At 60.3% G+C, this 25,748-nt stretch carries 23 protein-coding genes; 10 read left to right on the top strand and 13 right to left on the bottom strand.

The genetic code is table 11. From position 1 onward, the window contains the following. Positions 1-195 precede the first annotated feature (195 nt). The 3 genes from sixA to ACWR1S_RS24855 are packed head-to-tail and all read right to left on the bottom strand — an operon-like array spanning position 196 to position 2,039. Positions 196-648 carry a phosphohistidine phosphatase SixA gene (sixA, locus tag ACWR1S_RS24865; RefSeq protein ID WP_150604226.1) on the bottom strand — a complete coding sequence of 151 codons (453 nt, stop codon included), beginning with the start codon at positions 646-648 and terminating at the stop codon, positions 196-198. After that, positions 645-992, bottom strand: a complete 348-nt coding sequence (locus ACWR1S_RS24860; protein WP_008087808.1) for a DUF4389 domain-containing protein — start codon at positions 990-992, stop codon at positions 645-647. Before ACWR1S_RS24860 ends, sixA begins: the two co-directional genes overlap by 4 nt. 21 nt (positions 993-1,013) lie before the next feature. Next, positions 1,014-2,039: an NAD(P)H-dependent glycerol-3-phosphate dehydrogenase gene (locus ACWR1S_RS24855; RefSeq protein ID WP_454565336.1), complete on the bottom strand. Its 1,026-nt coding sequence runs from the start codon at positions 2,037-2,039 to the stop codon at positions 1,014-1,016. Between the two features lie 196 nt (positions 2,040-2,235). On the opposite strand from ACWR1S_RS24855, the gene ACWR1S_RS24850 reads away from it, so the two are divergent. The 6 genes from ACWR1S_RS24850 to ACWR1S_RS24825 all read left to right on the top strand — a co-directional run bounded on the left by ACWR1S_RS24850 (position 2,236) and on the right by ACWR1S_RS24825 (position 9,794). Beyond that, positions 2,236-4,359, top strand: coding sequence for a TonB-dependent receptor plug domain-containing protein (locus tag ACWR1S_RS24850; RefSeq protein WP_454565335.1), 2,124 nt, complete (start codon positions 2,236-2,238; stop codon positions 4,357-4,359). Position 4,360: 1 nt separating this feature from the next. Continuing rightward, the gene (locus ACWR1S_RS24845) at positions 4,361-5,293 is read left to right on the top strand and encodes an ABC transporter substrate-binding protein (RefSeq protein ID WP_454565334.1); all 933 of its coding nucleotides are present in this window, start codon (positions 4,361-4,363) and stop codon (positions 5,291-5,293) included. Next, the gene (locus tag ACWR1S_RS24840; protein ID WP_454565333.1) at positions 5,290-7,194 is read left to right on the top strand and encodes an ATP-binding protein; all 1,905 of its coding nucleotides are present in this window, start codon (positions 5,290-5,292) and stop codon (positions 7,192-7,194) included. The genes ACWR1S_RS24845 and ACWR1S_RS24840 overlap by 4 nt, the downstream gene beginning before the upstream one ends. Positions 7,195-7,441: 247 nt before the next feature. Next, complete coding sequence (fabA, locus tag ACWR1S_RS24835) at positions 7,442-7,957, top strand: 3-hydroxyacyl-[acyl-carrier-protein] dehydratase FabA (protein ID WP_003227150.1); 516 nt, start codon at positions 7,442-7,444, stop codon at positions 7,955-7,957. 11 nt (positions 7,958-7,968) lie between these two features. Then, positions 7,969-9,189, top strand: coding sequence for a beta-ketoacyl-ACP synthase I (gene fabB, locus ACWR1S_RS24830; protein WP_008087472.1), 1,221 nt, complete (start codon positions 7,969-7,971; stop codon positions 9,187-9,189). A 416-nt stretch (positions 9,190-9,605) separates the two neighbouring features. Continuing rightward, on the top strand, positions 9,606-9,794 hold the full coding sequence (locus ACWR1S_RS24825; protein WP_007917473.1) for a hypothetical protein: 189 nt from the start codon (positions 9,606-9,608) through the stop codon (positions 9,792-9,794). A 70-nt stretch (positions 9,795-9,864) separates the two neighbouring features. Here ACWR1S_RS24825 and ACWR1S_RS24820 read toward each other — a convergent pair whose 3' ends face one another. From ACWR1S_RS24820 to ACWR1S_RS24785, 8 genes are all read right to left on the bottom strand, one after another. After that, complete coding sequence (locus tag ACWR1S_RS24820; RefSeq protein WP_016987455.1) at positions 9,865-10,407, bottom strand: DUF2058 domain-containing protein; 543 nt, start codon at positions 10,405-10,407, stop codon at positions 9,865-9,867. A 25-nt stretch (positions 10,408-10,432) separates the two neighbouring features. Then, entirely contained in the window at positions 10,433-11,266 is an 834-nt protein-coding gene (gene mazG, locus ACWR1S_RS24815) for a nucleoside triphosphate pyrophosphohydrolase (RefSeq protein WP_454565332.1), read from the bottom strand. Positions 11,267-11,414: 148 nt separating this feature from the next. Continuing rightward, on the bottom strand, positions 11,415-13,658 hold the full coding sequence (gene relA, locus ACWR1S_RS24810) for a GTP diphosphokinase (RefSeq protein WP_007917476.1): 2,244 nt from the start codon (positions 13,656-13,658) through the stop codon (positions 11,415-11,417). A gap of 101 nt (positions 13,659-13,759) precedes the next feature. Beyond that, positions 13,760-15,136 carry a 23S rRNA (uracil(1939)-C(5))-methyltransferase RlmD gene (rlmD, locus tag ACWR1S_RS24805; protein ID WP_454565331.1) on the bottom strand — a complete coding sequence of 459 codons (1,377 nt, stop codon included), beginning with the start codon at positions 15,134-15,136 and terminating at the stop codon, positions 13,760-13,762. Continuing rightward, positions 15,136-16,038 (bottom strand): cysteine synthase CysM, encoded by a 903-nt coding sequence (cysM, locus tag ACWR1S_RS24800; protein ID WP_026000780.1) that lies wholly within the window; start codon positions 16,036-16,038, stop codon positions 15,136-15,138. Before cysM ends, rlmD begins: the two co-directional genes overlap by 1 nt. A 107-nt stretch (positions 16,039-16,145) precedes the next feature. Further along, positions 16,146-17,171 (bottom strand): PDDEXK nuclease domain-containing protein, encoded by a 1,026-nt coding sequence (locus ACWR1S_RS24795; RefSeq protein ID WP_454565330.1) that lies wholly within the window; start codon positions 17,169-17,171, stop codon positions 16,146-16,148. A gap of 181 nt (positions 17,172-17,352) precedes the next feature. Then, the gene (locus tag ACWR1S_RS24790; protein ID WP_454565329.1) at positions 17,353-18,777 is read right to left on the bottom strand and encodes a histidine kinase sensor domain-containing protein; all 1,425 of its coding nucleotides are present in this window, start codon (positions 18,775-18,777) and stop codon (positions 17,353-17,355) included. Further along, the gene (locus ACWR1S_RS24785) at positions 18,764-19,486 is read right to left on the bottom strand and encodes a response regulator transcription factor (RefSeq protein WP_454565328.1); all 723 of its coding nucleotides are present in this window, start codon (positions 19,484-19,486) and stop codon (positions 18,764-18,766) included. Before ACWR1S_RS24785 ends, ACWR1S_RS24790 begins: the two co-directional genes overlap by 14 nt. Before the next feature lie 219 nt (positions 19,487-19,705). Here ACWR1S_RS24785 and ACWR1S_RS24780 point away from each other — a divergent pair, with 219 nt between their 5' ends. Beyond that, positions 19,706-22,459, top strand: a complete 2,754-nt coding sequence (locus tag ACWR1S_RS24780) for a response regulator (RefSeq protein WP_141129591.1) — start codon at positions 19,706-19,708, stop codon at positions 22,457-22,459. A gap of 82 nt (positions 22,460-22,541) precedes the next feature. Then, the gene (locus ACWR1S_RS24775) at positions 22,542-23,531 is read left to right on the top strand and encodes a 2-hydroxyacid dehydrogenase (RefSeq protein WP_454565327.1); all 990 of its coding nucleotides are present in this window, start codon (positions 22,542-22,544) and stop codon (positions 23,529-23,531) included. A gap of 12 nt (positions 23,532-23,543) precedes the next feature. On the opposite strand, the gene ACWR1S_RS24770 is transcribed toward ACWR1S_RS24775, so the two are convergent. Beyond that, entirely contained in the window at positions 23,544-23,996 is a 453-nt protein-coding gene (locus ACWR1S_RS24770; protein ID WP_454565326.1) for a hypothetical protein, read from the bottom strand. A 133-nt stretch (positions 23,997-24,129) separates the two neighbouring features. Here ACWR1S_RS24770 and ACWR1S_RS24765 point away from each other — a divergent pair, with 133 nt between their 5' ends. Together ACWR1S_RS24765 and ACWR1S_RS24760 are read left to right on the top strand one after the other, a co-directional pair. Then, positions 24,130-24,564 carry a hypothetical protein gene (locus ACWR1S_RS24765; RefSeq protein ID WP_093442198.1) on the top strand — a complete coding sequence of 145 codons (435 nt, stop codon included), beginning with the start codon at positions 24,130-24,132 and terminating at the stop codon, positions 24,562-24,564. Next, positions 24,564-24,968: an META domain-containing protein gene (locus tag ACWR1S_RS24760; RefSeq protein ID WP_454565325.1), complete on the top strand. Its 405-nt coding sequence runs from the start codon at positions 24,564-24,566 to the stop codon at positions 24,966-24,968. The genes ACWR1S_RS24765 and ACWR1S_RS24760 overlap by 1 nt, the downstream gene beginning before the upstream one ends. A gap of 236 nt (positions 24,969-25,204) precedes the next feature. Here ACWR1S_RS24760 and ACWR1S_RS24755 read toward each other — a convergent pair whose 3' ends face one another. After that, complete coding sequence (locus tag ACWR1S_RS24755) at positions 25,205-25,672, bottom strand: TlpA disulfide reductase family protein (RefSeq protein WP_242205954.1); 468 nt, start codon at positions 25,670-25,672, stop codon at positions 25,205-25,207. Between the last annotated feature and the right edge of the window lie 76 nt (positions 25,673-25,748).

Below are 25,748 nucleotides of genomic sequence, written 5' to 3'. Positions count from 1 at the left end.
GCTCCTGTTTTTGGGTCTGGAGCAAGCGTAGTCAACCAAGCAAGTGCTTGGTTGGAAAATTCAAACAAATAATTTCATGGGTTGGCAGAAACCAATGTGGGAGCGAGCTTGCTCGCGAATGCAGTGTGTCAGACACATAAAGAGTGAATGACACGCCGCTTTCGCGAGCAAGCTCGCTCCCACAAGGGATCAGCGTTACGGATGTTTGAGGCTGTTGAGGGTCATCGAGCCGATCAGCAGCTCAGCGCTCTCCAACTCAGCCAACCCGGCGGTGCTGACCTTCTCCGGCGGATACCCGGCGCCATGCTGCAGATAGCTCAGCAGATTGCCTACCAAAGGGTTGTGGCTGACCAGCAGCACGTTGCTCACCGACACCAGTTGATCAGTGACCTTGTCCGGGTCAACCTCCGGCGTCAGCCACTCGACCGTGCGAATCTCCGGCTCGAAACCCAGCGCTTCGCGCACAATCTGCGCGGTCTGCTGCGCACGCAGATAAGGGCTGGCGTAAATCGCTGTGAGCGGCTGGCCGATCAGGCGGGCGGCGCTGCTCAAGGCTTCTTTACGACCGTGCTCAGTCAGTTCCCGCTCGGAATCGGGGCACGAGCCATAAGGCACGGCCTCACCGTGACGCAATACCCAGAGTTTCATAGCTTGGGTTCCTCATCTCGAACCGGATGTGGCGCCGGTGCGACGGCGTGCGGCGCTTCACCTTCCGGAGTACGCGGCGTTGGCCAGTCGGCGAACGGCCAGGGTTTCTGGTCGCTGTGGAAGCTGCCGAAACGACCGATCTGCGCCAGAAACTGGCTCAGGCTGTCGCCGAAATTCATCAGGCTGGCGCTCGGTGCGCCATAGATCAAACGATAGATCAGTTGCACCAGCACCACGGCGCCGAGGATGAACTGCGCCACTTGCCAGACCAGCACATAGACGATCATCCACAACACCCGCAGAAGGATGGATTCGTACTTGGCTTCGGTTTTCGGATCGTTCATGGCTTGCTACTCCCGGCTCACTCAGTTGAAACCACTGGTGGAAATAAAGTCGACGTCGGTTTTCGGCTCGGCCCGCATCAGTAGACCGATCACCTGCTCCAGCGTGCGTCCTTCAAAGAGGATCGCATGAAGCCCGGCGACCAGCGGCATATAGACGCCGACTTCCTGGGACTTGGCCTTGAGCACTTTCAGGGTGTTGACGCCTTCGGCAACTTCGCCAAGACGCGACACGGCTTCGTCGAGGCTCAAGCCCTGACCCAGCGCGAAACCGACTTGATAGTTGCGGCTCTTCGGCGAAGAGCAGGTGACGATCAGATCGCCGACACCGGCCAGCCCCAGAAAGGTCATCGGGTTGGCGCCCTGATTCACCGCAAAGCGGGTCATCTCGGCGAGGGCGCGAGTGATCAGCATGCTCTTGGTGTTCTCGCCCATTTCCAGCGCCACCGCCATGCCGGCGATGATTGCGTAAACGTTCTTTAACGCCCCGCCGAGTTCGACACCAAAACGGTCGGCGCTGGCATAAACGCGGAAAGTGCGACCGTGCAGCGCAGCTTGCACGGCTTTGCACAGTTCTTCGTCTTCGCTGGCGACCACGGTGGCGGTCAGTGCGTGCTCGGCGATTTCCCGCGCCAGGTTCGGCCCGGACAACACGCCGATGCGCGCATTCGGGGCGATCTCTTCGAGGATCTGGCTCATCAGTTTGAAGGTCTGCGCTTCGATGCCTTTGGTCAGACTGACCAGCATCTTGCCGCTCAGCCGCGCGGCGTGGGCGGCGAGTACCGTGCGCAATGCGCTTGACGGCAGCGCGACAAAGCACAAATCGCAGGCGTCGAGGGTTTCCTGCAGGTCAGTGACAGCAGTCACCCCCGGCAGAATCTTGATGCCTTTGAGGTAACGCGGGTTTTCGCGATTGACCCGGATGGCCTCGGCCTGCTCGGGGTCACGCATCCACTGCCGGACTTGATGGCCGTTCTCGGCCAAAAGATTGGCCACGGCGGTACCAAAACTTCCGCCTCCCAGGACCGCAATCGGGCGCTGTTCAGTCATATGCAATCCGTTAATCCATACCAGTGGCGATGGCGGCATTATACGGGGCGGCCCGGTCGCGGCCAGCCCCTGCGTCAATTACCGACATTTGTAGGAAGAAGACCAATAAAACCTAGGAAAATGCCTGCAACGTGACTGGAAAAGTCGCTGCCCTCGGTTAACATGCGCGCCAATTCTTCGCTATCAAGGTTGTGTCGTGTCTTTTGGCTCTGCGTCCCCGCGTTCCTCCGTTTTAGTGGCGCTGCTGTTCAGCCCGCTAGTGCTGGCGGACGACCTGTTCACGGACAACGAAGCACTGCCGCAGGTGCTGACGGCCACGCGCCTGAAACAGACACCGGCAGAAGTGCCAGGGAGCATGACCGTACTCGACAGCGAACTGATCAACGCCAGCGGCGCGCGCGACATCAGCGAACTGTTGCGGCTGGTGCCGGGGATGATGGTCGGCAACATCAGCGGCAATCAGGCGGCGGTCAATTACCATGGCACCAACGCCAGCGAAGCGCGGCGCATGCAGGTGTTGATCGACGGCCGTTCGGTGTATCGCGCCGGTTTGTCCACGGTGGACTGGAGCGATATTCCGGTGGCCATGGAAGACGTCGAGCGCATCGAGGTTTTTCGCGGCCCGAACACCGTCAGTTACGGCGCCAACGCGCTGATGGCGGTGGTCAACATTATTACCCGCCACCCGGCGGACAGCCACGGCACGCGGCTGAAGTACACCCGCGGCCAACGCGGCATCAATGACTTTTATGCCAGCCAGGGCACCGGCTGGAATGGCGGTGATCTGCGCCTGTCGTTGTCTGGCCAGGAAGACGATGGCTTCGACAGCGATCGCAGCGGCGCCGATTACCGCGACAGCCGTCGCTTGAATCGCTTCAGTCTCGCGGTCAGCCACACCCTCAGCGATAACCAGAGCCTCGACTGGCAGGTCAACGCCAAGGATGGGACCAACCAGCGACCGTACACCTACCGCCCGGTGTTCTCCGGGATTACCGACGCCGGGAACAATTCCGACGTGGTAGCCAAGGATTACGCCGGCTCGGTGCGCTGGAACCTCGACATCAACCCTGAACACAGCCTTTATATACAAGGCTCGGCACAACACTGGGATCGCCAGCAAACCTGGCGCGCCTGCGATGCCGAGGTGTCATTCAGCCCGGAGTTGACGCAACTGTGGCAGCTCAACCCGAATTACACCGAACGCCTAGCGCGCAATATCACGCAGTTCACGGGTCCTGGCGCGGCGCCCGGCACGCCGCAGGAAATGGCCTTGGCCAATCAGGTGCTCGATCAATGGCGTAACGGCGCGAGTCGAACCCTGTGCGGCGACATCGACCAGAGTGCCCGCGAATCGCGCTACGATCTCGAATTGCAGGACACCCTCAGCCTGTCCGACAGCCTGCGTCTGGTCAGCGGCATGAACTATCGTTACGACCGCGCCGATTCCGAAACCTATTTCAACGGCACGCTGGACGACACCACGTGGCGCGCGTTCGGCCAACTGGAATGGCGTGCCACGGAACACTGGCTGTTGCAGGGCGGTGCGATGTTTGAAGACACGCAACTGATCGGCAGTTCGCTGACCCCGCGATTTGCCGTCAACTACTTGATCAATCCGCGTCACGGTTTGCGCGCGGTGTACTCGGAGGCGATCCGTTCGCCGGACATGTTCGAGAACAACGTCAACTGGAGCTATCAGGTCAGCAACCTGCGGCCCTCGGCCTATGGCCAGTCATCGGCGCGCTACTTCGTCAAGACCCGCGGCCCGGGCGATCTCGATCAGGAACACATGCGCTCGCGGGAACTGGGCTACAACGGCTATTTCGCCGAACTGGGTCTGGCCCTTGATGTGAAGCTGTTCTACGACGAGATCACCGGGATGATCAGCGAGCCACTGCGCAACAACCAATACATCGCCAGCAACGCCAACAGCGCACGCTTTCGCGGCACGGAAACCCAGCTCGATTGGCGCGTGAGCCTGGCCGACCGCTTGCGTTTCACCTACGCCTTTGTCGATGCCGAGGCGAGTAACCCACTGGATCAACAGTTCACTTCGCGCAACAGCGGTTCGGCCGGCTGGCTGCGCGACTGGGGCCACGGCTGGAACAGCGCCCTCTTCTATTACGGTGACAACGCGCTCAACGGCTACCGTTTTGAAAGGGTCGACACACGCATCGCCAAACGCATCCCGTTAGGCAAAGCCCAGCTGCAACTGGCTGGCGTGCTGCAACAGCGCCTCGATCATGAGCCGGTCACCTTCGTCGACAATAATTACGACGAGCGCCGAGTGATGTACTTCAGCGCCGAGCTGGAGTTCTAGGATGCGCTACGGGCCGTCACGGAAGCTGCCAACCCTTGGCCACTGGCTGGCCGGGGTCTGTCTGTTTGTGACCGCATGGCTGCACGGGGTGGCGGTGCAGGCTGCCGATATCCTGTTGACCGGTGCCGAGGAAAGTCCCGGGGTGCAGGCGTTCGTGCAGGCATTGAGTGAACTGCGCCCGACCGACAATGTGCGCTTCCAGCCGCTGGCCAGTCTGCCGGCACCGGGCAAACTGCCCGCCAGCCTGCGCCTGATTCTGCTTGATCTGCCGAGCCTCGACTGGCGTCTGCAAGAAACCCAGGGCCCGGCAACGCTGGTACTGCGCATCAGTCGCCTGCAGGCTCGCCAGCGTCTCGGCAGCGCGCAACCGGCGCACCTGAGTTTGCTCTGGAGTGATCCGCCGCTGAGCCGCCAGTTGCAATTGATCCGGCGTATTCTGCCGCAGGCCCGGCGGATCGGCGTGCTCTTCGACCAGCACAGCGAATTCCTCCTCAAGGAGCTGAATCTCGCCGCCGAACCGCTGAACCTGCAAATCGTCAGCCAGCGCTGGGACAACACCCACGACAGCCGCCCCCTGCAAACCGTGCTGAAGAACAGCGACGTGCTGCTGGGGCTCGACGACCCCGATCTGTACAACCCCAAAACCGCGAAAAACCTGCTGCTCAGCAGCTATTCACGGCAAGTCGCGCTGGTCGGCCCCAACGTAGCATTCGTTCGCGCCGGCAGCCTGGCCAGTACCTACAGCGATCAGAACGACTGGCTGGCCATCCTCGATCATTTGCTCGACCAACCGCCGGCCAGTTGGCCACGAACGCTCTACCCCGCGCGTTTTAAAGTCTCAAGTAATGCGCAAGTCGCTCGTTCCCTAGGGATCGAGCCGCTAAATGAAGCGTCTGTCGCCCAAGCGCTGGCTGAAGGAGAACGCCGTCCATGAGTTTTCGTCGCCGTTGGGACATCAACACCCGCACCCAGTTGATCAGTCTGGGCCCGGCGCTGTTGTTGACCTTGTTGCTGATCAGCTTCTTTACCTTTGTGCGCATTCAGGATCTGCGTCAGGAGTTGAACCACACCGGCCAACTGATTGCCAACCAACTCGCACCGGCCACCGAATACGGGGTCATTTCCGGCAACAACGAAGTGCTGGAAAGCCTGCTCAAAGCCACTCTGGCCACGCCTAACGTACGTTTTCTTGAAGTGCAGGACAGCGCCAACCGGATTCTGGTGTACGTCGAACAACCGGCTGCGGCGCACGGTCGGCCGCATCAGGTCGAAGTGTTTCAGGCACCGGTACGGCTGCAACGCATCGCCCTGCACAATGACTTCTTTCAGGACGGCAAGGTCAGCAATGGCGGGGCCAGCGAAGATTATCTGGGCCGGGTGATCGTCGGTCTGTCCAATGACGCCTTCAGCCAACGCCAGCAGGAGATCCTGTTCAAGGCCGGGATTCTTGCGCTGTTCGCCCTGCTCTTCACCTTTGTCCTGGCGCGGCGTCTGGCCGGCAGCCTGTCGCAGCCGATCCGCGACATCGGCGATGCGGTGAAGGCGATTCAGGACGGCGACTATAAAACCCCGCTGCCGATCGTTGATGACACCGAACTGGGCGCGCTGTCGCAGCACATCAACAACCTCGCGCAGGCGCTGGAACAGGCCAGCCGCGAGCAGCATCAAGCCATGGCGCAACTGATCCAGACCCGTGAAGAAGCGGAAAAGGCCAACAATGCCAAATCCGATTTTCTGGCGATGATGAGCCATGAACTGCGCACGCCCATGAACGGCGTGCTGGGCATGCTGCAACTTTTGGAAACCACCGAGATGACCGAGGAACAGGTCGAATACGCCGCCCTCGCCTCGGAGTCCACCGAACACCTGCTGAAAGTCATTAACGACATCCTCGACTTCTCGCGCATCGAACGTTCGGAACTGGAGCTGGAGCACATCCCGTTCAACCTTGCCGAACTGATCGGCGCCTGCGCGCAGTCGTTCCAGCACAGCGCGGTACAGCGAGGGCTGGCGCTGAATCTGCGCATCCCGGACGACATGCGCGGCTTGCAGGTGCAGGGCGATCCGACGCGGATCCGGCAGATTCTGGTCAACCTGGTCGGCAATGCGCTGAAATTCACCGAGCAGGGTCGGGTCAGCATCGAGGCGCAGTGGCAGTCGCTGGATCACGAACTGCTGTGGTTCACCTGCTCGGTGCGCGACAGCGGCATCGGTATCTCATCTGAAAGTCTGGAATTGATGTTCAACGCTTTCCAGCAGGCCGACAGTTCGATCTCCCGACGTTACGGCGGCACCGGCCTCGGTTTGCCGATCGCTCGTACACTGGCCGAACGCATGGGTGGCACCTTGCGCGCGCAGAGTGAGGAAGGTCGCGGCTCGGTGTTCACCCTGGAAATCCCGCTGGCCCTCTCTAAACAGGCGCTACCGCAATTGGCTGCGCCGCGTGCACTGAACGGCAACGGCCAGGGCGAAGGGCGCAATGTCTTGCTGGTCGAAGACAATCCGGTGAACCAGACGGTTATCGAAGCGATGCTGCGCAGTCTGGGCTTTACTGTCAGTGTCGCCACCGATGGCGCGCAGGCCGTGCGCAGTGCCGAGGGCAGCGACTTTGAAGTGATTCTGATGGATTGCCGTTTGCCGATCATCGATGGCTACGAGGCTACCCGGCAGATACGGCTTCTGCCCGGACGCAGTGACGTACCGATCATCGCGCTGACGGCCAACGCCTTGCAGGGCGACCGCGAAACCTGCCTGTCGGCGGGCATGAACGATTATCTGGCGAAGCCGTTCAAACGTAATGATCTGCAGCAGATTCTGCAGCGCTGGGTGTCGTAGTGTGGGCCTTTCGACCATCTGCGACTGGCGTGAAAAGCGAAAGTGCGGCAGTCTTAGGCACCCGAACGAGCCTCAAAAGGGGCTTGAATAAAAATTTCAGTGCACAAGTGTACATTCATGTCCTTGGTGCTGTGACTTTCACCACAACGCAATAGTCTATGAGTAGGCTGCCGGTTCGAGGCATGAACGCTTCGAACGGTCGGGAAGATTTGCCCCACCTGCCGCATGGGATTATTGAGGAGCTCGCATGACCAAACAAAACGCCTTTACTCGGGAAGATCTGCTGCGCTGCAGTCGCGGTGAGCTGTTCGGCCCAGGTAACGCGCAACTGCCCGCCCCGAACATGCTGATGGTCGATCGCATCACCCTGATCAGCGAAGAAGGCGGCAAGTACGGCAAAGGTGAATTGGTCGCCGAGCTGGATATCAACCCTGATCTGTGGTTCTTCGCGTGCCACTTCGAAGGCGATCCGGTGATGCCGGGCTGCCTGGGTCTGGACGCCATGTGGCAACTGGTCGGTTTCTTCCTGGGCTGGCAAGGCCTGCCGGGCCGTGGCCGTGCGCTGGGTTCGGGCGAAGTGAAGTTCTTCGGTCAGGTCCTGCCGACCGCCAAGAAAGTCACCTACAACATTCATATCAAACGCGTCCTCAAGGGCAAGCTGAACCTGGCCATCGCCGATGGTTCGGTGACTGTCGACGGTCGCGAAATCTACACCGCCGAAGGCCTTCGCGTCGGCGTGTTCACCTCCACTGACAACTTCTAAGGGTTATTCGCATGCGCCGCGTCGTTATCACTGGTCTGGGCATTGTTTCGTGCCTGGGCAATGACAAAGAGACCGTCTCCGCTAACCTGCGTGCAAGCCGCCCTGGCATCCGGTTCAACCCGGAATATGCCGAAATGGGTCTGCGTAGCCAGGTTTCCGGCTCCATCGACCTCAACCTTGAAGAGCTGATCGATCGCAAGATCTATCGCTTCGTCGGCCACGCAGCGGCTTACGCCTACCTGGCCATGAAAGACGCCATTGCTGACTCCGGCCTGACCGAAGAGCAAGTGTCCAACCCGCGTACCGGCCTGGTGGCGGGCTCCGGCGGTGCTTCCACGCTGAACCAGATGGAAGCGCTGGACATCCTGCGCGAGAAAGGCGTGAAGCGTGTTGGCCCGTACCGTGTAACGCGGACCATGAGCAGCACCGTTTCCGCTTGCCTGGCCACGCCATTCAAGATCAAGGGCCTGAACTACTCCATCGCTTCTGCCTGCGCCACCAGTGCTCACTGCATCGGTACCGCCATGGAACAGATCCAGATGGGCAAGCAGGACATCGTTTTCGCCGGTGGTGGTGAAGAAGAGCACTGGAGCCAGTCGTTCCTGTTCGACGCGATGGGCGCTCTGTCCAGCAAGCGTAACGACACCCCGGAACAAGCTTCCCGAGCCTACGACAAAGACCGTGACGGCTTCGTCATCGCTGGCGGTGGCGGCATGGTCGTGGTTGAAGAGCTGGAACACGCGCTGGCCCGTGGCGCCAAGATCTACGCCGAAATCGTTGGCTACGGCGCGACGTCCGACGGCTACGACATGGTTGCCCCGAGTGGCGAAGGCGCGATCCGCTGCATGCAGATGGCGATGTCCACCGTTGATACCCCGATCGACTACCTGAACACCCACGGCACTTCGACCCCGGTCGGCGACGTTGCAGAAATGAAAGGTGTGCGTGAAGTGTTCGGCGACAAGGCACCTGCGATCAGCTCGACCAAGAGCCTGTCCGGTCACTCCCTGGGCGCTGCCGGCGTTCACGAAGCGATCTACTGCATGCTGATGATGGAAGGCAACTTCATTGCCGGTTCCGCCAACATCGACGAGCTGGATCCTGAAGTGGCCGATCTGCCGGTGCTGACCAAGACCCGCGAGAACGCCACTATCAATACCGTGATGAGCAACAGCTTTGGCTTCGGCGGCACCAACGCCACGCTGGTACTGAAGCGCTGGGAAGGCAAGTAATTCCCCGCTGCTGAGCCACACATAAAAACGCCCCGACTGGTTCGGGGCGTTTTTTTTCGCCTGCAGAAATTAGCCGGGACACTACCGGTCCGTGTTGTTGATCGTTCCCACGCTCTGCGTGGGAACGCAGCCCGTGACGCTCCGCGTCACTGGACGCGGAGCGTCCCCAGAGGCATTCCCACGCGGAGCGTGGGAACGATCAAAGACAGGGTCCAGAGCGCTCTGGAGATGAAACTTCTGTCATGAAACTTTGCGCCCTGCGACCGAATGTCGCGGATTACGCGGGCTGCAGCACTGTTGCAAAAAACGCAACAACACCTTGCACAAATCAGCCGTTTACTTAGCAAGCTAACAAATCATATAACAGAGTCCTGCACACGCCTTGCTGCAGATAACTTGAGATTTGGAGCTAGCAGATGACTGTAAAAGTAACTGAACGCGACGATTCACACATGTCCCACGAAGGCGTAGCCGCCGGTATCCGCATCTGGGACGTGCATCAACAAGACTTGCTGGTCGGCATGTTCCACAACGAGATCGATGCCCACAACTACAAGGCCGAACTGGAAGTGCAAGAACAGCAACGGGATCTGAAATCCGCCTGATTCAACCACAGCATTGATAACGACAAACCCCGCCATGAGCGGGGTTTGTCGTTGTTACAGCTTTATCGATTTACCACATCAGGTCATCAGGGATCTGATACGCCGCGTACGGATCGTCCTCGGTGCTGACCTCTTCGGTCTGCACGTTGAGCTGGACGATGCGCTGTGGATCGCGCTCCTGGATCTTCAGGGCCGCTTCACGCGGGATCACTTCGTAGCCGCCGGCATGGTGCACGATCGCCAGCGAACCGCTGCTGAGCTTGTTGCGCATCAGCGTATTGACCGAGATGCGCTTGACCTTCTTGTCGTCGACGAAGTTGTAGTAGTCCTCGGTGGTCAGCTTCGGCAGACGCGAGACTTCGATCAGTTGCTTGACCTGAGCGGCACGCGCCTTGGCTTCGGCTTTCTCTTTCTGCTGACGGTTCAGTTCCTGGTCACGCTTGACCTTCTCGGCCATGGCTTCCTGGGCTGCACGCTGCTGCGAGTCATCCAGCTCGATCTGACCTTTGTGGGCCAGACGCTGCTGCTTCTGCTTGTCCTTGCTGACCTGCTTGGCCTGCTTTTGGTTGACCAGGCCTGCTTTGAGCAACTGGTCGCGAAGGGAAATACTCATGGGGCTTACTCACTTGGGCAGTTGCTCAGCCGCAGCTGGGCGCATTCTTTTCCTGGCGTTTGGCTTCACCCCACAGGGCGTCCAACTCTTCGAGGGTGCAATCTTCTATGGGACGGTGGGTGTCGCGCAATGCCTGTTCGATAAATCGGAAACGTCTTTCGAACTTGCCGTTGGCGCCACGCAGCGCGGTTTCCGGGTCAACCTTCAGATGCCGGGCCAGATTGACCACGGAAAACAGCAGGTCGCCGATCTCGTCAGCCACGGCGACGGGATCGTTTTCCGACATGGCTTCGAGGACTTCATCGAGTTCTTCGCGGACCTTGTCGAGCACCGGCAAGGCGTCCGGCCAGTCGAAACCGACCTGCCCGGCGCGCTTCTGTAATTTGGCCGAACGCGACAAGGCCGGCAGCGTCGCCGGCACATCGTCGAGCAGTGACAGTTGCTCGGGCGCTGTGGATTTCTCGGCGCGTTCTTCGGCTTTGATCGCTTCCCAGCGCTGCTTGACCTGTTCTTCGCTCAGGCGTGGCACATCCAGCGGCGCGTAGAGATCGCCGGTGGGGAACACGTGGGGATGACGGCGGATCAGCTTGCGGGTGATGCTGTCGATCACGCCGGCGAATTCGAAGCGCCCTTCTTCCTTGGCCAACTGGCTGTAATAGACGACCTGAAACAGCAGATCGCCGAGCTCGCCCTGCAAATGATCGAAGTCGCCACGCTCGATGGCGTCGGCCACTTCGTAGGCTTCTTCGAGGGTGTGCGGGACGATGGTCGCGTAGGTTTGCTTGATGTCCCACGGGCAACCGTACTGCGGATCGCGCAGACTGTTCATCAGGTGGAGCAGGTCTTCAAGGCTGTACATACAAAATCTCACTCAACCCTTTCTGCGATCTTGATCGTTCCCACGCTCTGCGTGGGAATGCAGCCCGTGACGCTCCGCGTCACTGGACGCAGAGCGTCCCTAGAGGCATTCCCACGCGGAGCGTGGGAACGATCAATCGAAGTCATCTTCAAGGGGTACGGTTACGCCGCGTTTCGATGATGTTCGGCAACTGCGAAATCCGCCCGAGCAACCGCCCCAGCGCATCCAGACCCGGGATCTCGATGGTCAGCGACATCAGCGCGGTGTTGTCCTCTTTGTTCGAGCGGGTGTTGACCGCCAGCACGTTGATGCGCTCGTTGAGCAGCACCTGCGAAACATCACGCAGCAGACCGGAACGGTCGTAGGCGCGGATGACGATGTCGACCGGATAGGTGAGCACCGGCACCGGGCCCCAGCTGACCTGAATGATCCGCTCTGGCTCGCGCCCGCCCAGCTGCAACACCGAGGCGCAGTCCTGACGGTGAATGCTCACGCCACGGCCCTGAGTGATGTAACCGACAATCGCGTCGCCCGGCAGCGGCTGGCAGCAGCCGGCCATCTGCGTCATCAGGTTGCCGACGCCCTGGATCTGAATGTCGCCGCGCTTGCCCGGTTTGTAGCCGGTGGCTTTGCGCGGAATCAGTTCCAGCTGTTCATTGCCGCGTTCCGGCTCGACCAGTTGCTGCGCAAGGTTGACCAGTTGCGCCAGACGCAGGTCGCCGGCACCAAGGGCGGCGAACATGTCTTCGGCGGTTTTCATGTTGGCCTTGTCGGCCAGCTTGTCGAAGTCCACCGCTGGCAGACCGAGGCGCGTCAGTTCACGCTCGATCAGGGTTTTACCGGCGGCAACGTTCTGGTCGCGCGCCTGCAATTTGAACCAGTGAACGATTTTCGCCCGCGCCCGCGAGGTGGTGACGTAACCGAGGTTCGAGTTCAGCCAGTCGCGGCTCGGCGTGCCGTGCTTGCTGGTGATGATCTCGACCTGTTCACCGGTCTGCAGGCTGTAGTTGAGCGGCACAATGCGCCCATTGATCTTCGCGCCACGGCAGTTGTGACCGATTTCGGTGTGCACGCGATAGGCGAAGTCCAGCGGCGTTGCACCCTTCGGCAAGTCGATGGCGTGACCGTCGGGGGTGAAGATGTACACCCGGTCCGGTTCGATATCGACGCGCAACTGTTCGGCCAGACCACCAATGTCGCCCAGTTCTTCGTGCCACTCGAGGACCTGACGCAGCCAGGAGATTTTCTCTTCGTAGTGGTTCGAACCGGATTTGACGTCGGTGCCCTTGTAGCGCCAGTGCGCGCAGACGCCGAGTTCGGCTTCTTCGTGCATCGAGTGCGTACGGATCTGCACCTCAAGCACTTTACCCTCAGGGCCGATCACCGCCGTGTGCAGCGAGCGGTAGCCGTTCTCTTTCGGGTTGGCGATGTAGTCGTCGAATTCTTTCGGGATGTGTCGCCACAAGGTGTGGACGATACCCAACGCGGTGTAGCAGTCGCGCATTTCCGGCACCAGCACACGCACCGCACGCACGTCGTAGATCTGGCTGAATTCCAGACCCTTGCGCTGCATTTTGCGCCAGATCGAATAGATGTGTTTGGCCCGGCCGCTGATGTCGGCATCGACGCCGGTGGCCTGCAATTCATCCTTGAGCTGGGTCATCACGTCGGCGATGAAACGCTCACGATCAAGCCGTCGCTCGTGAAGCAACTTGGCGATCTGCTTGTATTGATCAGGCTCGAGATAACGGAAGGACAAATCCTCCAGTTCCCATTTGATATGACCGATACCGAGTCGGTGCGCGAGCGGCGCATAGATGTCGAAAACTTCGCGGGCGACCCGGTTACGCTTTTCATCGTCGGCGGTTTTCACCGCACGAATCGCGCAGGTACGTTCGGCCAGTTTGATCAACGCAACACGCACGTCGTCGACCATGGCGACGAGCATTTTGCGCAGGTTTTCCACCTGCCCTTGCGTGCCCATGACCATCGACTGCCGCGGGCTGAGGCTGGCGCTGATGGCCGCCATGCGCTGCACGCCGTCGATCAGCTTGGCCACCACCGGACCGAAGCGCTGGCCGACGGCCGCGAGTTCGATCTGGCCTTCGCGCACGCCGCGATACAGGACCGCCGCGACCAGCGAATCCTGGTCGAGCTTGAGGTCGGCGAGAATCTCGGCGATTTCCAGGCCCGTACTGAAACTGCCGGAGCCTTCGGCCCACAGATTCTTCTTGGCATTGGACTGTTGTTCGGCCTCACGAGCGAACTCGCAGGCTTCCTTCAAGGCTTCGCGATCCAGTGCCAGATCGACACTGACCGCGTGATCGAGCCAAGCCTCGAGATTGATACTGCCGTCAGTGTTGATCGGCTGGTGTGCTCTCACCTGTACCATGCTGCTTTACCTTCCCTACGACGCAGATTCAATGCGTCAAATCGCTGATCCTTATTGCCCGTTTGCGCTCGCGGGGCTAAAGCGAGCGCTGCGCGGACAGATCAGACGGATTCAGACGAGCCATCCTGGCTCGCTTCAAATAACGCCATGGCCTCGACATGTGCCGTCTGAGGAAACATATCGAGAATCCCGGCACGTTTTAACCGGTAGCCCTGCTTGATCAATTCGACCGTGTCGCGCGCCAGAGTTGCAGGGTTGCACGACACATACACCAACCGTTTGGCACCCAGGGTCGCCAGCTTGCGAACCACCTCGAAAGCACCGTCACGCGGTGGGTCCAAGAGTACCGCAGAAAAGCCGTTTCCGATCCACTGGGCATCGGTCAAAGGCTGGGATAAATCGGCTTGAAAAAACTTTGTGTTATGCAAATTGTTACTAGCGGCGTTGGCTTCGGCGCGATCGACCATGGTCTGCACGCCTTCGACCGCGACGACTTCGCGCACGGCCTTGGCCAACGGCAAGGCAAAGTTGCCCAGGCCGCAGAACAGGTCCAGCACGCGTTCATCGCTACCCGGTTTCAACCAGTCCAGCGCCTGCGCCACCATCGCTTCGTTGACGCCAGCGTTGACCTGAATAAAGTCACCCGGCCGATAAGCCAGATTCAAATTCCACTGCTCCAGGCGATAGCCCAGCGACTGGGTCGCATCGACCGGTTGCGGCTCGCCTTCGCCATGCAGCCACAACTGCGCTTGATGGAACTGGCAGAAGTCCTTGAGGATGGTCAGATCCGCCTCGGACAACGGCGCCATGTGCCGCAGCAACACCGCCAGTGAAGAACCACTGAACAACTCGACGTGACCCAACGCTTGCGGTTTGCTCAAACGACGAAGCATCTCCGGCAAACGGGTCATGATCGGTTGCAAGGGCTGTACCAGCACCGGGCATTCGCTGATCGCGACAATGTCCTGGCTGCCAGCGGCACGGAAACCGACTTCGAGTTTCTTCGCTTTCATGTCCCAGCGCACCGCGATGCGGGCGCGACGGCGATAGCCGAATTCGGGACCGGTCAGCGGCGCTGCCCACTCTTCAGGTTCGACACCGGCCACACGCGACAATTGCTCGGCGAGCATGCGCTGTTTCAGGGCAAGCTGTTCGCCGTGGGGCAAATGCTGGACGCTGCAACCGCCGCAACGGCCGGCGTGCTGACACGGTGCCGGGCGACGCAATTCGCTGGCCTTGAACACGCGCTCGGTGCGCGCTTCGACCACTTTGCCGTGAGCGCCAAGCACCCGCGCTTCGACCTCTTCACCGGCGAGGGCGCCGAGGACGAACCAGGTTTTGCCTTCGAAAAACGCGATACCGCGACCGTCATTGGCCAGGCGCTCGATGCTCAAACGCTGCTTTTTGCCGGTCGGGATTTGCACGGCCTTGCTGCCGCCGGTGGGCTGGAAGCGCAGGCCTCTCTCGTGCTTGGCCATCAGTTGGGCGCGTCGAAAATGCCGGTCGACAGGTAACGGTCGCCACGGTCGCAGATGATCGCGACGATCACCGCGTTTTCAACTTCTTTGGACAGGCGCAGCATCGCTGCCACCGCACCGCCCGAGGACACGCCGCAGAAGATGCCTTCTTCGCGAGCCAGACGCCGGGTGACGTCTTCGGCCTCGCTTTGCGCCATGTCGACGATGCGATCAACACGATCAGCCTGATAGATCTTCGGCAGGTATTCCTGCGGCCAGCGGCGAATACCGGGAATGGCCGAGCCTTCCATCGGTTGCAGACCAACGATCTGCACGCTGTCGCTCTGCTCTTTCAAGTAGCGCGACACGCCCATGATGGTGCCGGTGGTGCCCATCGAACTGACGAAATGGGTGATGGTGCCCTGGGTCTGACGCCAGATTTCCGGGCCGGTGGTGGTGTAGTGCGCCTCAGGATTGTCGCCATTGGCGAACTGATCGAGCACCTTGCCACGGCCTTCGGCTTCCATCCGCTGGGCGAGGTCGCGGGCGCCTTCCATGCCTTCTTCCTGGCTGACCAGAATCAGCTCGGCACCGTACGCGGTCATTGCCGCTTTGCGCTCGGCGCTGGAGTTGTCCGGCATGATCAGGATCATTTTATAACCCTTGATCGCGGCGGCCATGGCCAGCGCGATCCCGGTGTTACCCGAGGTCGCTTCGATCAGCGTATCGCCGGCGTGGATCTGCCCGCGCAACTCGGCGCGAGTGATCATCGACAACGCCGGACGGTCCTTGACCGAACCCGCCGGGTTATTCCCTTCGAGCTTGAGCAATAGGGTGTTGCTGGTAGCACCGGGCAGGCGCTGCAAACGCACCAGCGGCGTGTTGCCGACGCAATCGGCGATGGTTGGGTACTGCAAGGTCATGGCGTATTCGCAATCCAGACGTGCGGGGGCGCCTATCATACCGGCAAACCCGCGCAGGCCATATCACGCAAAGTGCGGTGCTTATGGTTTATGGGAATAAGCAGTCGTTACTCGCTATTTTCTGTGTACGCCGTATCCAGTGCATAAAACTCATGCAACTTGGCTTGCAGCAATTGTTTATCCGGCAAACAGGTTTGATATTCCGCTATCAATGCGGGCGAGAGACTGCGATTGAGGGCGTACTCGACGACCTCATCTTCCTTGCTTGCACACAGCAGGACACCGATGGCCGGATTTTCGTGAGGCTTGCGGACATTGCGATCCAGCGCCTCCAGATAGAAATCCAGTTTGCCGAGGTATTCCGGCTCAAAACGGCCGACCTTGAGTTCAATGGCTACAAGGCAGTTGAGTCCTTGGTGGAAGAACAGAAGGTCGAGAGAGAAATCCCGACCGCCGACTTGCAGCGGATATTCGGAACCGACAAAGCAGAAGTCGCGACCAAGTTCGATCAGGAATTCCTTGAGGCGAGATAGCAGACCTTGGTGCAGATCGGTTTCAGAATGAGCGCCGGGCAGATCGAGAAATTCGACCATGTAGGAATCGCGGAATATCTCGAGAGCATCGGGATGATTTTGTTTCAGTGCGGCGGAGGCTTTTGCCGGGTCGGTGACGCTTCGCTCAAACAAAGCTGCTTTGAATTGGCGCTCCAATTCGCGCTTCGACCACTTTTCCTGAATGGCCATTCGCAGGTAGAACCCACGCTCTTCCGGGTGTTTGCTTTGGCTCAAAATGATCATATTATGAGTCCACGGCAATTGTCTCACCAGTGGTGAGACAATTGGATCGTCCCGATAGGTTTCATAAAACTGGCGCATTCGGAACAGATTTGGTCGGGTGAACCCACGCAAGCCCGGTTGGGTATACGCCAGATGTGCGGCCAGTTGAGTTATGACCGAATCGCCCCACTCCGCCTGCTCAATCTTACGACTGATATGTGCCCCCACCTGCCAATAAAGCTCAATCAACTGTGTATTGACGGCCTGCATGGCCTTATGTCTGGAACTGTGAATCAGCGCGAGCACTTCGTTGAAACGCTCGCCATCCGGGCTGCCAGTAACGCTGGATATAGTCATGCGCAATTCCTTGAAGATCAGGGGAAGCACGAGCCTAAACCCTTCAGGACGCTGAAAATGACCGCTGATGCAGCTTGGGAAATGTCGTACAAAAAAAGGCGAGCGCTCCCGCAAAACCGGAGGACTGGCCACCCGAATGAACTACATCGCGAGCAGGCTCACTCCAGAAGCGCTGAGGCACTCACACGATCTGCGGCGAACCGAGTTCCAATGTGGGAGCGAGCCTGCTCGCGAAGGCGTCAGTCGGCGCAACACCGTCATCCGCCACCAAGCGCAAATTCAGCCGCAACCCCGCCCCGCTATTCTCCGCCCAAATACTTCCGCCCTGACGCTGCACGGCATTGCGCGCGATGCTCAGCCCCAAGCCAAAACCACCGTCCCCGGGCCGCGAGCCATCCAGTCGGGTGAACGGTGAGAAGATCCGCTCCAGGTCCCCTTCCGCTACGCCACCGCCCTGATCTTCCAGCCACAGATGCCAGAAATCGCCATCGCGCCGTCCATCAAGACGCACGATCCCGCCCGCCGGCGAATGCCGAATCGCGTTACGCAGAATGTTCTCCAGCGCCTGCGCCAGCGTATTCAGGTTGCCGCGCACCCAGCATGAGGACTCGACCGCGCACTGCAATTGCAGACTCGGCCAGCCGCTTTCATAACAGGCATTGTCGGTGAGCATTTCCCACAGCGCCTGGATCTGAATCGCCTCGTCGGGCAATGGCGAGCGCTCGGTATCGAGCCAGGCCAGTTGCAGGGTGTCTTCGACCAGTCTTTGCATACCGTCGACTTCGCGACCGATACGTTCGCGTAGCTGCACTAAATCCTGCTCGCTCTCGCTGGCGACGCGCAGTCGGCTCAGCGGCGTGCGCAATTCGTGGGACAGATCACGCAGCAATTGCTGTTGCAGGGCGACGGTCGATTGCAGGCGCTCGGACATCGAGTCGAACGCTCGCGCCAGCTCGCCGAGTTCATCCGGGCGCTGGGTGATGCCGCTCGACAGGCGCACATTCAATTGATCGGCGCGCCAGGCGTTGGCCTGTTCGCGCAGGTTATTCAGCGGCACCACCAGCAAACGGTATAGACCGACGCATAGCAGCAAAGTGAACAACCCCGGAATCACGCCGTTGGTGATGACGCGCCAGAACACGCGATATTTGCCCGGCAGGAATCGCTCGGGCAACTCGATCACCAGGCTGCCGGCGGACGGTTCTTTGGGAAACGGCACACGCAGCCACGGTCGGCCCTGTTTGTGAATCGGCCAATCGAGACCACGCAAGAACGTCAGGTGCTGGATTTCCTGCTCATTCAGCGGATCGCTGCTCAGCGACTGCAAGTTGCCGCCGATGACGCCGACCCAACTGGCTTCACGCAACTCCATGCTCTGCAACCAGTCATCGACCCCGCTGCGTCCGCCGTGCTGCCACGCTTGCTCGGCTTGCAGCGCATAACGTGAAAGGGTGCCGCGTGCCTCGTCGGAGAGGAACTGGTTGCGCTCCTCCATGTAGCGGCCCCATGACCAGCTCAGCCAGATCATCAGCAGACAAAATGCGACCAGCAGAAACGCCAGTTTCCAGAACAGTGAATGCCGCCCCGGCAGTTCAGAGCGTTTCATCGGCGGCGCTCAACACGTAACCCTTGCCCCAGACCGTACGCACTTCCCGCTCGGTGTAACCGATGGCTTTGAGTTTGCGGCGGATCTGGCTGATGTGCATGTCGAGGCTGCGATCGTGCGCCGCGTAGCCGCGTTGCAGCACGTGCTGATAAAGGAAGGCTTTGCTCAGCACTTCCTCATCATTGCGGTTGAGGGTTTCCAGCAAGCGGAATTCGCTGCGGGTCAGCCCGGCGGGTTGCTCGCGGAAAAACACATCGCACTGTTCGTCATCGAATCGCAGCGTACCGGCCGCCACTGGCACCGCGTGCACGGCCGGGCGCCGATCCAGCGCGACCCGACGCAGGATCGCTTCGATGCGCACATGCAATTCGGCCATGCTGAATGGTTTAGGCAAATAGTCATCGGCGCCCAGACGGAAACCGCTGATGCGATCCGCCTCGGCACCGAGGGCCGACATCAGCAGCACCGGCGTCGAATGGCTCTGGCGCAATTGCGTCAACACATTCAAACCGTCCAGACCCGGCAATAGAATGTCCATCAGCACCACATCGAATGGCTGGCGTCTGGCGATGCTCAGGCCTTCCTGGCCGTTCTGGCACCAGGTCACCTGAAAGCCGCTGCGGCCCAGATGTTCGTGAACATAGGCGCCGAGCACCGGATCGTCTTCGATGGAAAGAATGCGTGGCTGGCCAGCGGAAACAGGAGTCATGAGTATCTGCAAGTAATTCTCAGTTGAGAGTGATTATTCAAGATTGCCGGGGATCGGGCAACCCAAGGTTGACCCAACGGACAAACGAGCAGCGACGCCCTGCCCTTTCCCAACTGTATTTTTCCGGAGATTGCCTGCGAGCAAATCGCTACACTGCGCCCATGCCGCGTGCCGGATGCACGCATGAGTCAACAGATCAGCGGGATGCAGGAGATAGGCGTGCTCAAGAAACTGGGAATCAAAGGTCGCGTGTTGCTGCTGACCTTGTTGCCGACCAGCCTCATGGCGCTGGTGCTGGGTGGTTATTTCACCTGGACGCAGCAGTCCGACTTGCAGAGCCAATTGATGCAACGCGGCGAAATGATCGCCGAGCAACTGGCGCCGCTGGTGGCCCCCGCCATGGGGCACGGCAACAGCGATCTGCTGGAGCGCATCGCCACTCAGTCCCTTGAACAACCGGACGTGCGCGCGGTGACCTTCCTCGCCCCGGATCGCTCCCCCCTGGCCCACGCCGGACCGACCATGCTCAATCAGGCGCCCAGCGGTGACAGCGCGCATTTGCAACGGCGCAGCGGCAATGACGCGACCCGCTACTTGATGCCGGTGTTCGGCAAGCATCGCAACCTCGCCGGCGAACTGATCCCGCAAGAGTCCGATCGCTTGCTCGGCTGGGTCGAACTGGAACTGTCGCACAACGGCATGTTGCTGCGCGGTTATCGCAGCCTGTTTGCCAGCCTGCTGCTGATTGCCGCCGGTCTGGCGGGTGCGGCGCTCTTGGCGTTGCGCATGGGCCGCACGATCAACCGCCCGCTGAGTCAGATCAAACAAGCCGTCGCGCAACTCAAGGACGGCCATCTGGAAACGCGTTTGCCGCCGCTCGGCAGTCAGGAACTGGATGAACTCGCTTCCGGCATCAATCGCATGGCCGGCACCCTGCAAAACGCCCGCGAAGAGTTGCAACACAGTGTCGATCAGGCTACCGAAGACGTGCGCCAGAACCTGGAAACCATCGAGATCCAGAACATCGAACTGGACCTGGCGCGCAAAGAAGCGCTGGAGGCCAGCCGGATCAAGTCCGAATTCCTCGCCAACATGAGCCACGAGATCCGCACGCCGCTCAACGGCATTCTCGGTTTCACCCATCTGTTGCAGAAAAGCGAACTGACCCCGCGCCAGCTCGATTATCTGGGCACCATCGAAAAGTCCGCCGACAGCCTGCTGGGGATCATCAACGAGATCCTCGACTTCTCGAAAATCGAGGCCGGCAAACTGGTGCTCGACCATATTCCGTTCAACCTGCGCGACCTGTTGCAGGACACCCTGACCATCCTCGCCCCCGCCGCGCACGCCAAGCAGCTTGAGCTGGTGAGCCTGGTGTATCGCGACACGCCGCTGTCGCTGGTCGGTGACCCGCTGCGCCTCAAACAGATCCTCACCAACCTGGTCAGCAACGCGATCAAGTTCACCCGTGAAGGCACTATCGTTGCCCGGGCGATGCTGGAAGAGGAACACGAAGACAGCGTGCAACTGCGCATCAGCATTCAGGACACCGGCATCGGCCTGTCGAATCAGGACGTGCGCGCGTTGTTCCAGGCGTTCAGTCAGGCCGACAACTCGCTGTCGCGCCAGCCGGGTGGCACCGGTCTGGGGCTGGTGATTTCCAAACGCCTGATCGAACAGATGGGCGGCGAAATCGGCGTCGACAGCACGCCGGGCGAAGGCTCGGAATTCTGGATCAGCCTGAGCCTGCCGAAAACCCGTGACGACGCCGAAGACTTGCCGGCCGCGCCGTTGCTCGGGCGCCGCGTGGCGGTGCTGGAAAATCACGAACTGGCGCGGCAGGCCCTGCAGCATCAACTGGAAGACTGTGGCCTCGATGTCACGCCGTTCAACACCCTCGAAACGCTGACCAACGGTGTCACCGGCGCCCACCAGACCGATCAGGCGATTGATCTGGCGGTCATCGGCATCACCAGCAACGACATGCTGCCCGAGCGTTTGAATCAGCACATCTGGGACCTCGAACACCTCGGCTGCAAAGTACTGGTGCTGTGCCCGACCACCGAACAGACACTGTTCCATCTGTCGGTGCCCAACCCGCACAGTCAGTTGCAAGCGAAACCGGCCTGCACACGCAAATTGCGCCGGGCCTTGGCCGATCTGGTCAACCCGCGCCAGCCACGCAATGAGCCGGGGGAACCGTTGTCGAGCCGCGCGCCGAAAGTGCTCTGTGTCGACGACAATCCGGCCAACCTGCTGCTGGTGCAGACCCTGCTCGAAGACATGGGCGCCAAGGTGCTCGCGGTGGAAAGCGGCTATGCGGCGGTCAAAGCGGTACAGAGCGAGTCCTTCGATCTGGTGCTGATGGATGTGCAGATGCCGGGCATGGACGGTCGCCAGAGCACCGAAACCATTCGCCAGTGGGAAAGCGAGCGGCACTGCACGCCGCTGCCGATCGTCGCCCTCACCGCCCACGCCATGGCCAACGAAAAACGCGCGCTGCTGCAAAGCGGCATGGACGACTACCTGACCAAACCGATCAGCGAGCGGCAACTGGCGCAGGTGGTGCTGAAATGGACCGGCCTGGCCTTGCGCAATCAAGGGCCGGAGCGGATCAGCGACAGTGCGGCGGGCAATAATGAACTGCCAGTGCTCGATCACGAAGAAGGTTTGCGCCTGGCCGCTGGCAAGGCTGATCTGGCGGCGGACATGTTGGCCATGCTGCTCGCCTCCCTGGAAGCCGACCGCGAGGCCATTCGCACGGCGTGCGAAAACCGCGACCAGAACGCATTGATCGAACGTGTCCATCGCCTGCACGGTGCCACCCGTTATTGCGGCGTACCGCAATTGCGTGCGGCCTGCCAGCGCAGCGAAACCCTGCTCAAGCAGGACGACCCCAAGGCCGTGGCAGCGCTGGAAGAACTGGAGCGCGCGATCAATCGGCTCGCGGCGCAAGCGAAGATCAGCGCCTGATCCACGGCAATGTCGATCAACGCCAGCACCGCTAAAATGAGCTCGGGTGATTCAATCCGTGTCGATGTTCCAGGAGGATTCCATGCGCACGCTCGTTTTCAGTAGCCAGACCTACGACCGCGACAGCTTCCTCGCCGCCGATTGCCCGGCGGGTATCGAGCTGCAGTTTCAACCAGCGCGGCTCAGCCTCGATACGGCGGCGCTGGCCGACAAACATCAAGTGGTCTGCGCCTTCATCAATGATGACCTCAGCGCGCCGGTGCTCGAGCGTCTGGCCGCTGGCGGCACACGCCTGATTGCCCTGCGATCGGCGGGTTACAACCACGTCGACCTGCCCGCCGCGAAACGCCTGGGACTGGCCGTGGTGCGCGTCCCCGCCTACTCGCCGCACGCAGTGGCCGAACATGCCGTGGCGTTGATCCTGGCGCTCAACCGTCGCCTGCACCGCGCCTATAACCGCACCCGAGAAGGCGATTTCAGCCTGCACGGCCTGACCGGTTTCGACCTGGTCGGCAAAACCGTGGGGATTGTCGGCACCGGGCAGATCGGCGCGACCTTCGCCAAGATCATGCACGGCTTCGGTTGTGAGCTGCTCGCCTACGATCCCTTTCCGAACCCGGATGTTCTGGCACTGGGTGCGCGCTATCTGAGCCTGCCGGAACTGCTCGCGCAGTCACGGATCATCAGCCTGCACTGCCCACTCAACGAGCAGAGCAAACACTTGATCAACCGTGATTCACTGGCGCACATGCAGGCCGGCGCCATGCTGATCAATACCGGTCGCGGCGGTCTGGTCGACACGCCGGCATTGATTGACGCCTTGAAGGACGGCCAACTCGGCTATCTGGGCCTGGATGTCTATGAAGAAGAGGCGCAATTGTTTTTCGAGGATCGCTCCGACCTGCCCTTGCAGGACGACGTGCTGGCGCGGTTGCTGACCTTTCCGAACGTGATCATTACCGCGCATCAGGCCTTTTTGACCCGTGAAGCATTGGGCGCAATTGCCACAACCACCTTGCACAACATCGCGACCTGGGCGGCGGGAACGCCGCAGAACCAGGTCGGGGGCTGAGATCTTTTCAGCTTATTTCGGTGACAGCGAGGACGCCAGAATCAGCAACGCCAGCCAGCCGAAGCCAAAAAAGCGCTGTTTCATCGAGTGGCCGTAGCGCAGCAGGAACCAGACGAAAAACATCGGCAGCAGGAAGATCATGATCTTCAGCCAGCCTTCCACCGGACGACTGCCGTCGGCATTGGCCTGCTCGGCAACCGGTTGCTCGGTGGGCGGCTGGCGCCGACGCCGCGCGGCGGCCGGCATGACTTTCGGCAACGGTTGCGGTGCGGGTGCCGGAGCAATCGCCTCGGGCACGGACTTGTTGCGCGGCAAGCTGCCGAACGAGATTGTCGATGCCTGAACAGGCGCCGCTACGGTCTGCGCGTGTTCTGCTTGCTCCGCCATTGGAGCCCCGCAATGAATGCACGCGTTGGCCTCGGAGCTGATGCTCTTCTTGCATTCATAACATTCGATCAGCGCCATGTTCCGTTCCTTCAGAGTCGAGGCCGGCAGTTTGCCATGAGCGTCGCCTCATTTGAACCGGATCGAAGGTCGCACGCGCGCATCATTCTGCAATCAAGCCCGTGCTAGCATGTCGCGCATATTTGGAGGACCCATGGTCGAACACGATTTCCGCTACACCCTGATGAACCCGCAACACACCCTCACCGAATGCCGCGCCCTCGTTCCGGGCCGCTATCAGGTCACCGGCAATGGTGGCTCGATTCGCATCGGTGACGCCCTGTTGGTCACCCTCAAAGGCAGCAAGGACTTGTCCATGCGCCTGACCGTTGAAACCGTCCGCCACCTGATCAATCCGCCGGGCCAATGGACCGCGATGACCACAGGCCCGGTGTTCGGTGAACTGGCGATCCACACCTGGCAGGTCAACTGCGACAGCTGTGCCAAAGAGCTGAGCTTCGAATTCGCTGTAGACGCCAAACTCGGCAAAGCCGCTGAGAAACCGGCGGCCACCGCGCGCATCGCCGAGCTGGGCTGGAAAGCCGTTGGCGACAAACATCTGTGCCCGAAATGCCAGGAGCCTGCGTGATGAAACGCTTTGCCCTGACCGCGTTGGTCGGTGTTGGTTTGGTGGGTTGCGCGGCAGAGCCTGTGCAACTGCAACAGAACCGCAGCTACATTCTCGAGTGGATCGGTGAGCGGCCGTTGATGGATTACAGCCACCTGACCGTGACCCTGGGCGATGATGGTCGCGCCTACGGCAACGGTGGCTGCAACCATTGGTTCGCGCCGTACACGCTGGACGGTGACAAGCTGACTTTCGGCAAGATCGGCAAGACCCGCAAACTCTGTGCACCGGCATTGATGGAGCAGGAACAACGCTTCCTGCAGGCGCTGGAGCATGTCGAGCGCTGGGACATCTCGCCGATCGAACAGATGCGTTTCTGGCCGGCTGAAGGCAAGCCGTTGCGCTGGTGGCTGGAAGAAGGTTGATTTGTTAGTCCGCCAAAGCCCTCACCCTAGCCCTCTCCCAGGGGGAGAGGGGACTGATTGGGGGATATTGGAGAGGTACGCCGACTTGAACGTGCGTAGCTGAATCCAAAATCGACTGGATCTGGTTTTGGCGAATTCACAATCGACTCAATCTCTCAGGTCGATGTAATTCGCCAGACACCTCGGTCGGCCCCCTCTCCCTCCGGGAGAGGGCTGGGGTGAGGGGCTTTTGAGGGCTATTTGGTCGCCTGCAACGCCTCAAGCTTGGCCATCACCCCCGCCGCCGTCTGCTCCCCCATCAACTGCTCACGCACCTTGCCCTTGTTGTCGATGATGTACGTCACCGGCAATGCCTCACTGCGCGGCAATTCGAACAACTCCGCCGGATCCTGCGCCAGCACCGTGAACTTGATGCCCAGCTTCTCGCTCGCCTCTTTCAGTTCCACGCCCTGCACATTGTCGAAATTGACCCCGAACACACCGACGTTCTTGCTCTTCAGTTCATCAGCCAGATGGTTGAGTTCCGGGATCTCGGTCCGGCACGGGCCGCACCATTCGGCCCAGTAATTGAGCACTACCCATTGCTTGTCCAAACGCTCCGACGCGACCTTCTGGCCGTTCTGGTCGATACCGTAATCATTGCCGCAGCCCCCCAGCATCAACGCCCCGATTATCGTCAATGCCGCTGCCAATCGCCGTGTCATGTCATGTTCCTTGTGAAAATTTGAAGGCGCCTGCGACCCATTGCCTCCGAAGGTTCTGGATTGCGCGCTGCACAGT

Source organism: Pseudomonas sp. AIG (genome assembly GCF_977020205.1).
Note: the sequence above shows the minus strand (reverse complement) of the source record. Positions and strands in the feature narration are given on the sequence as shown.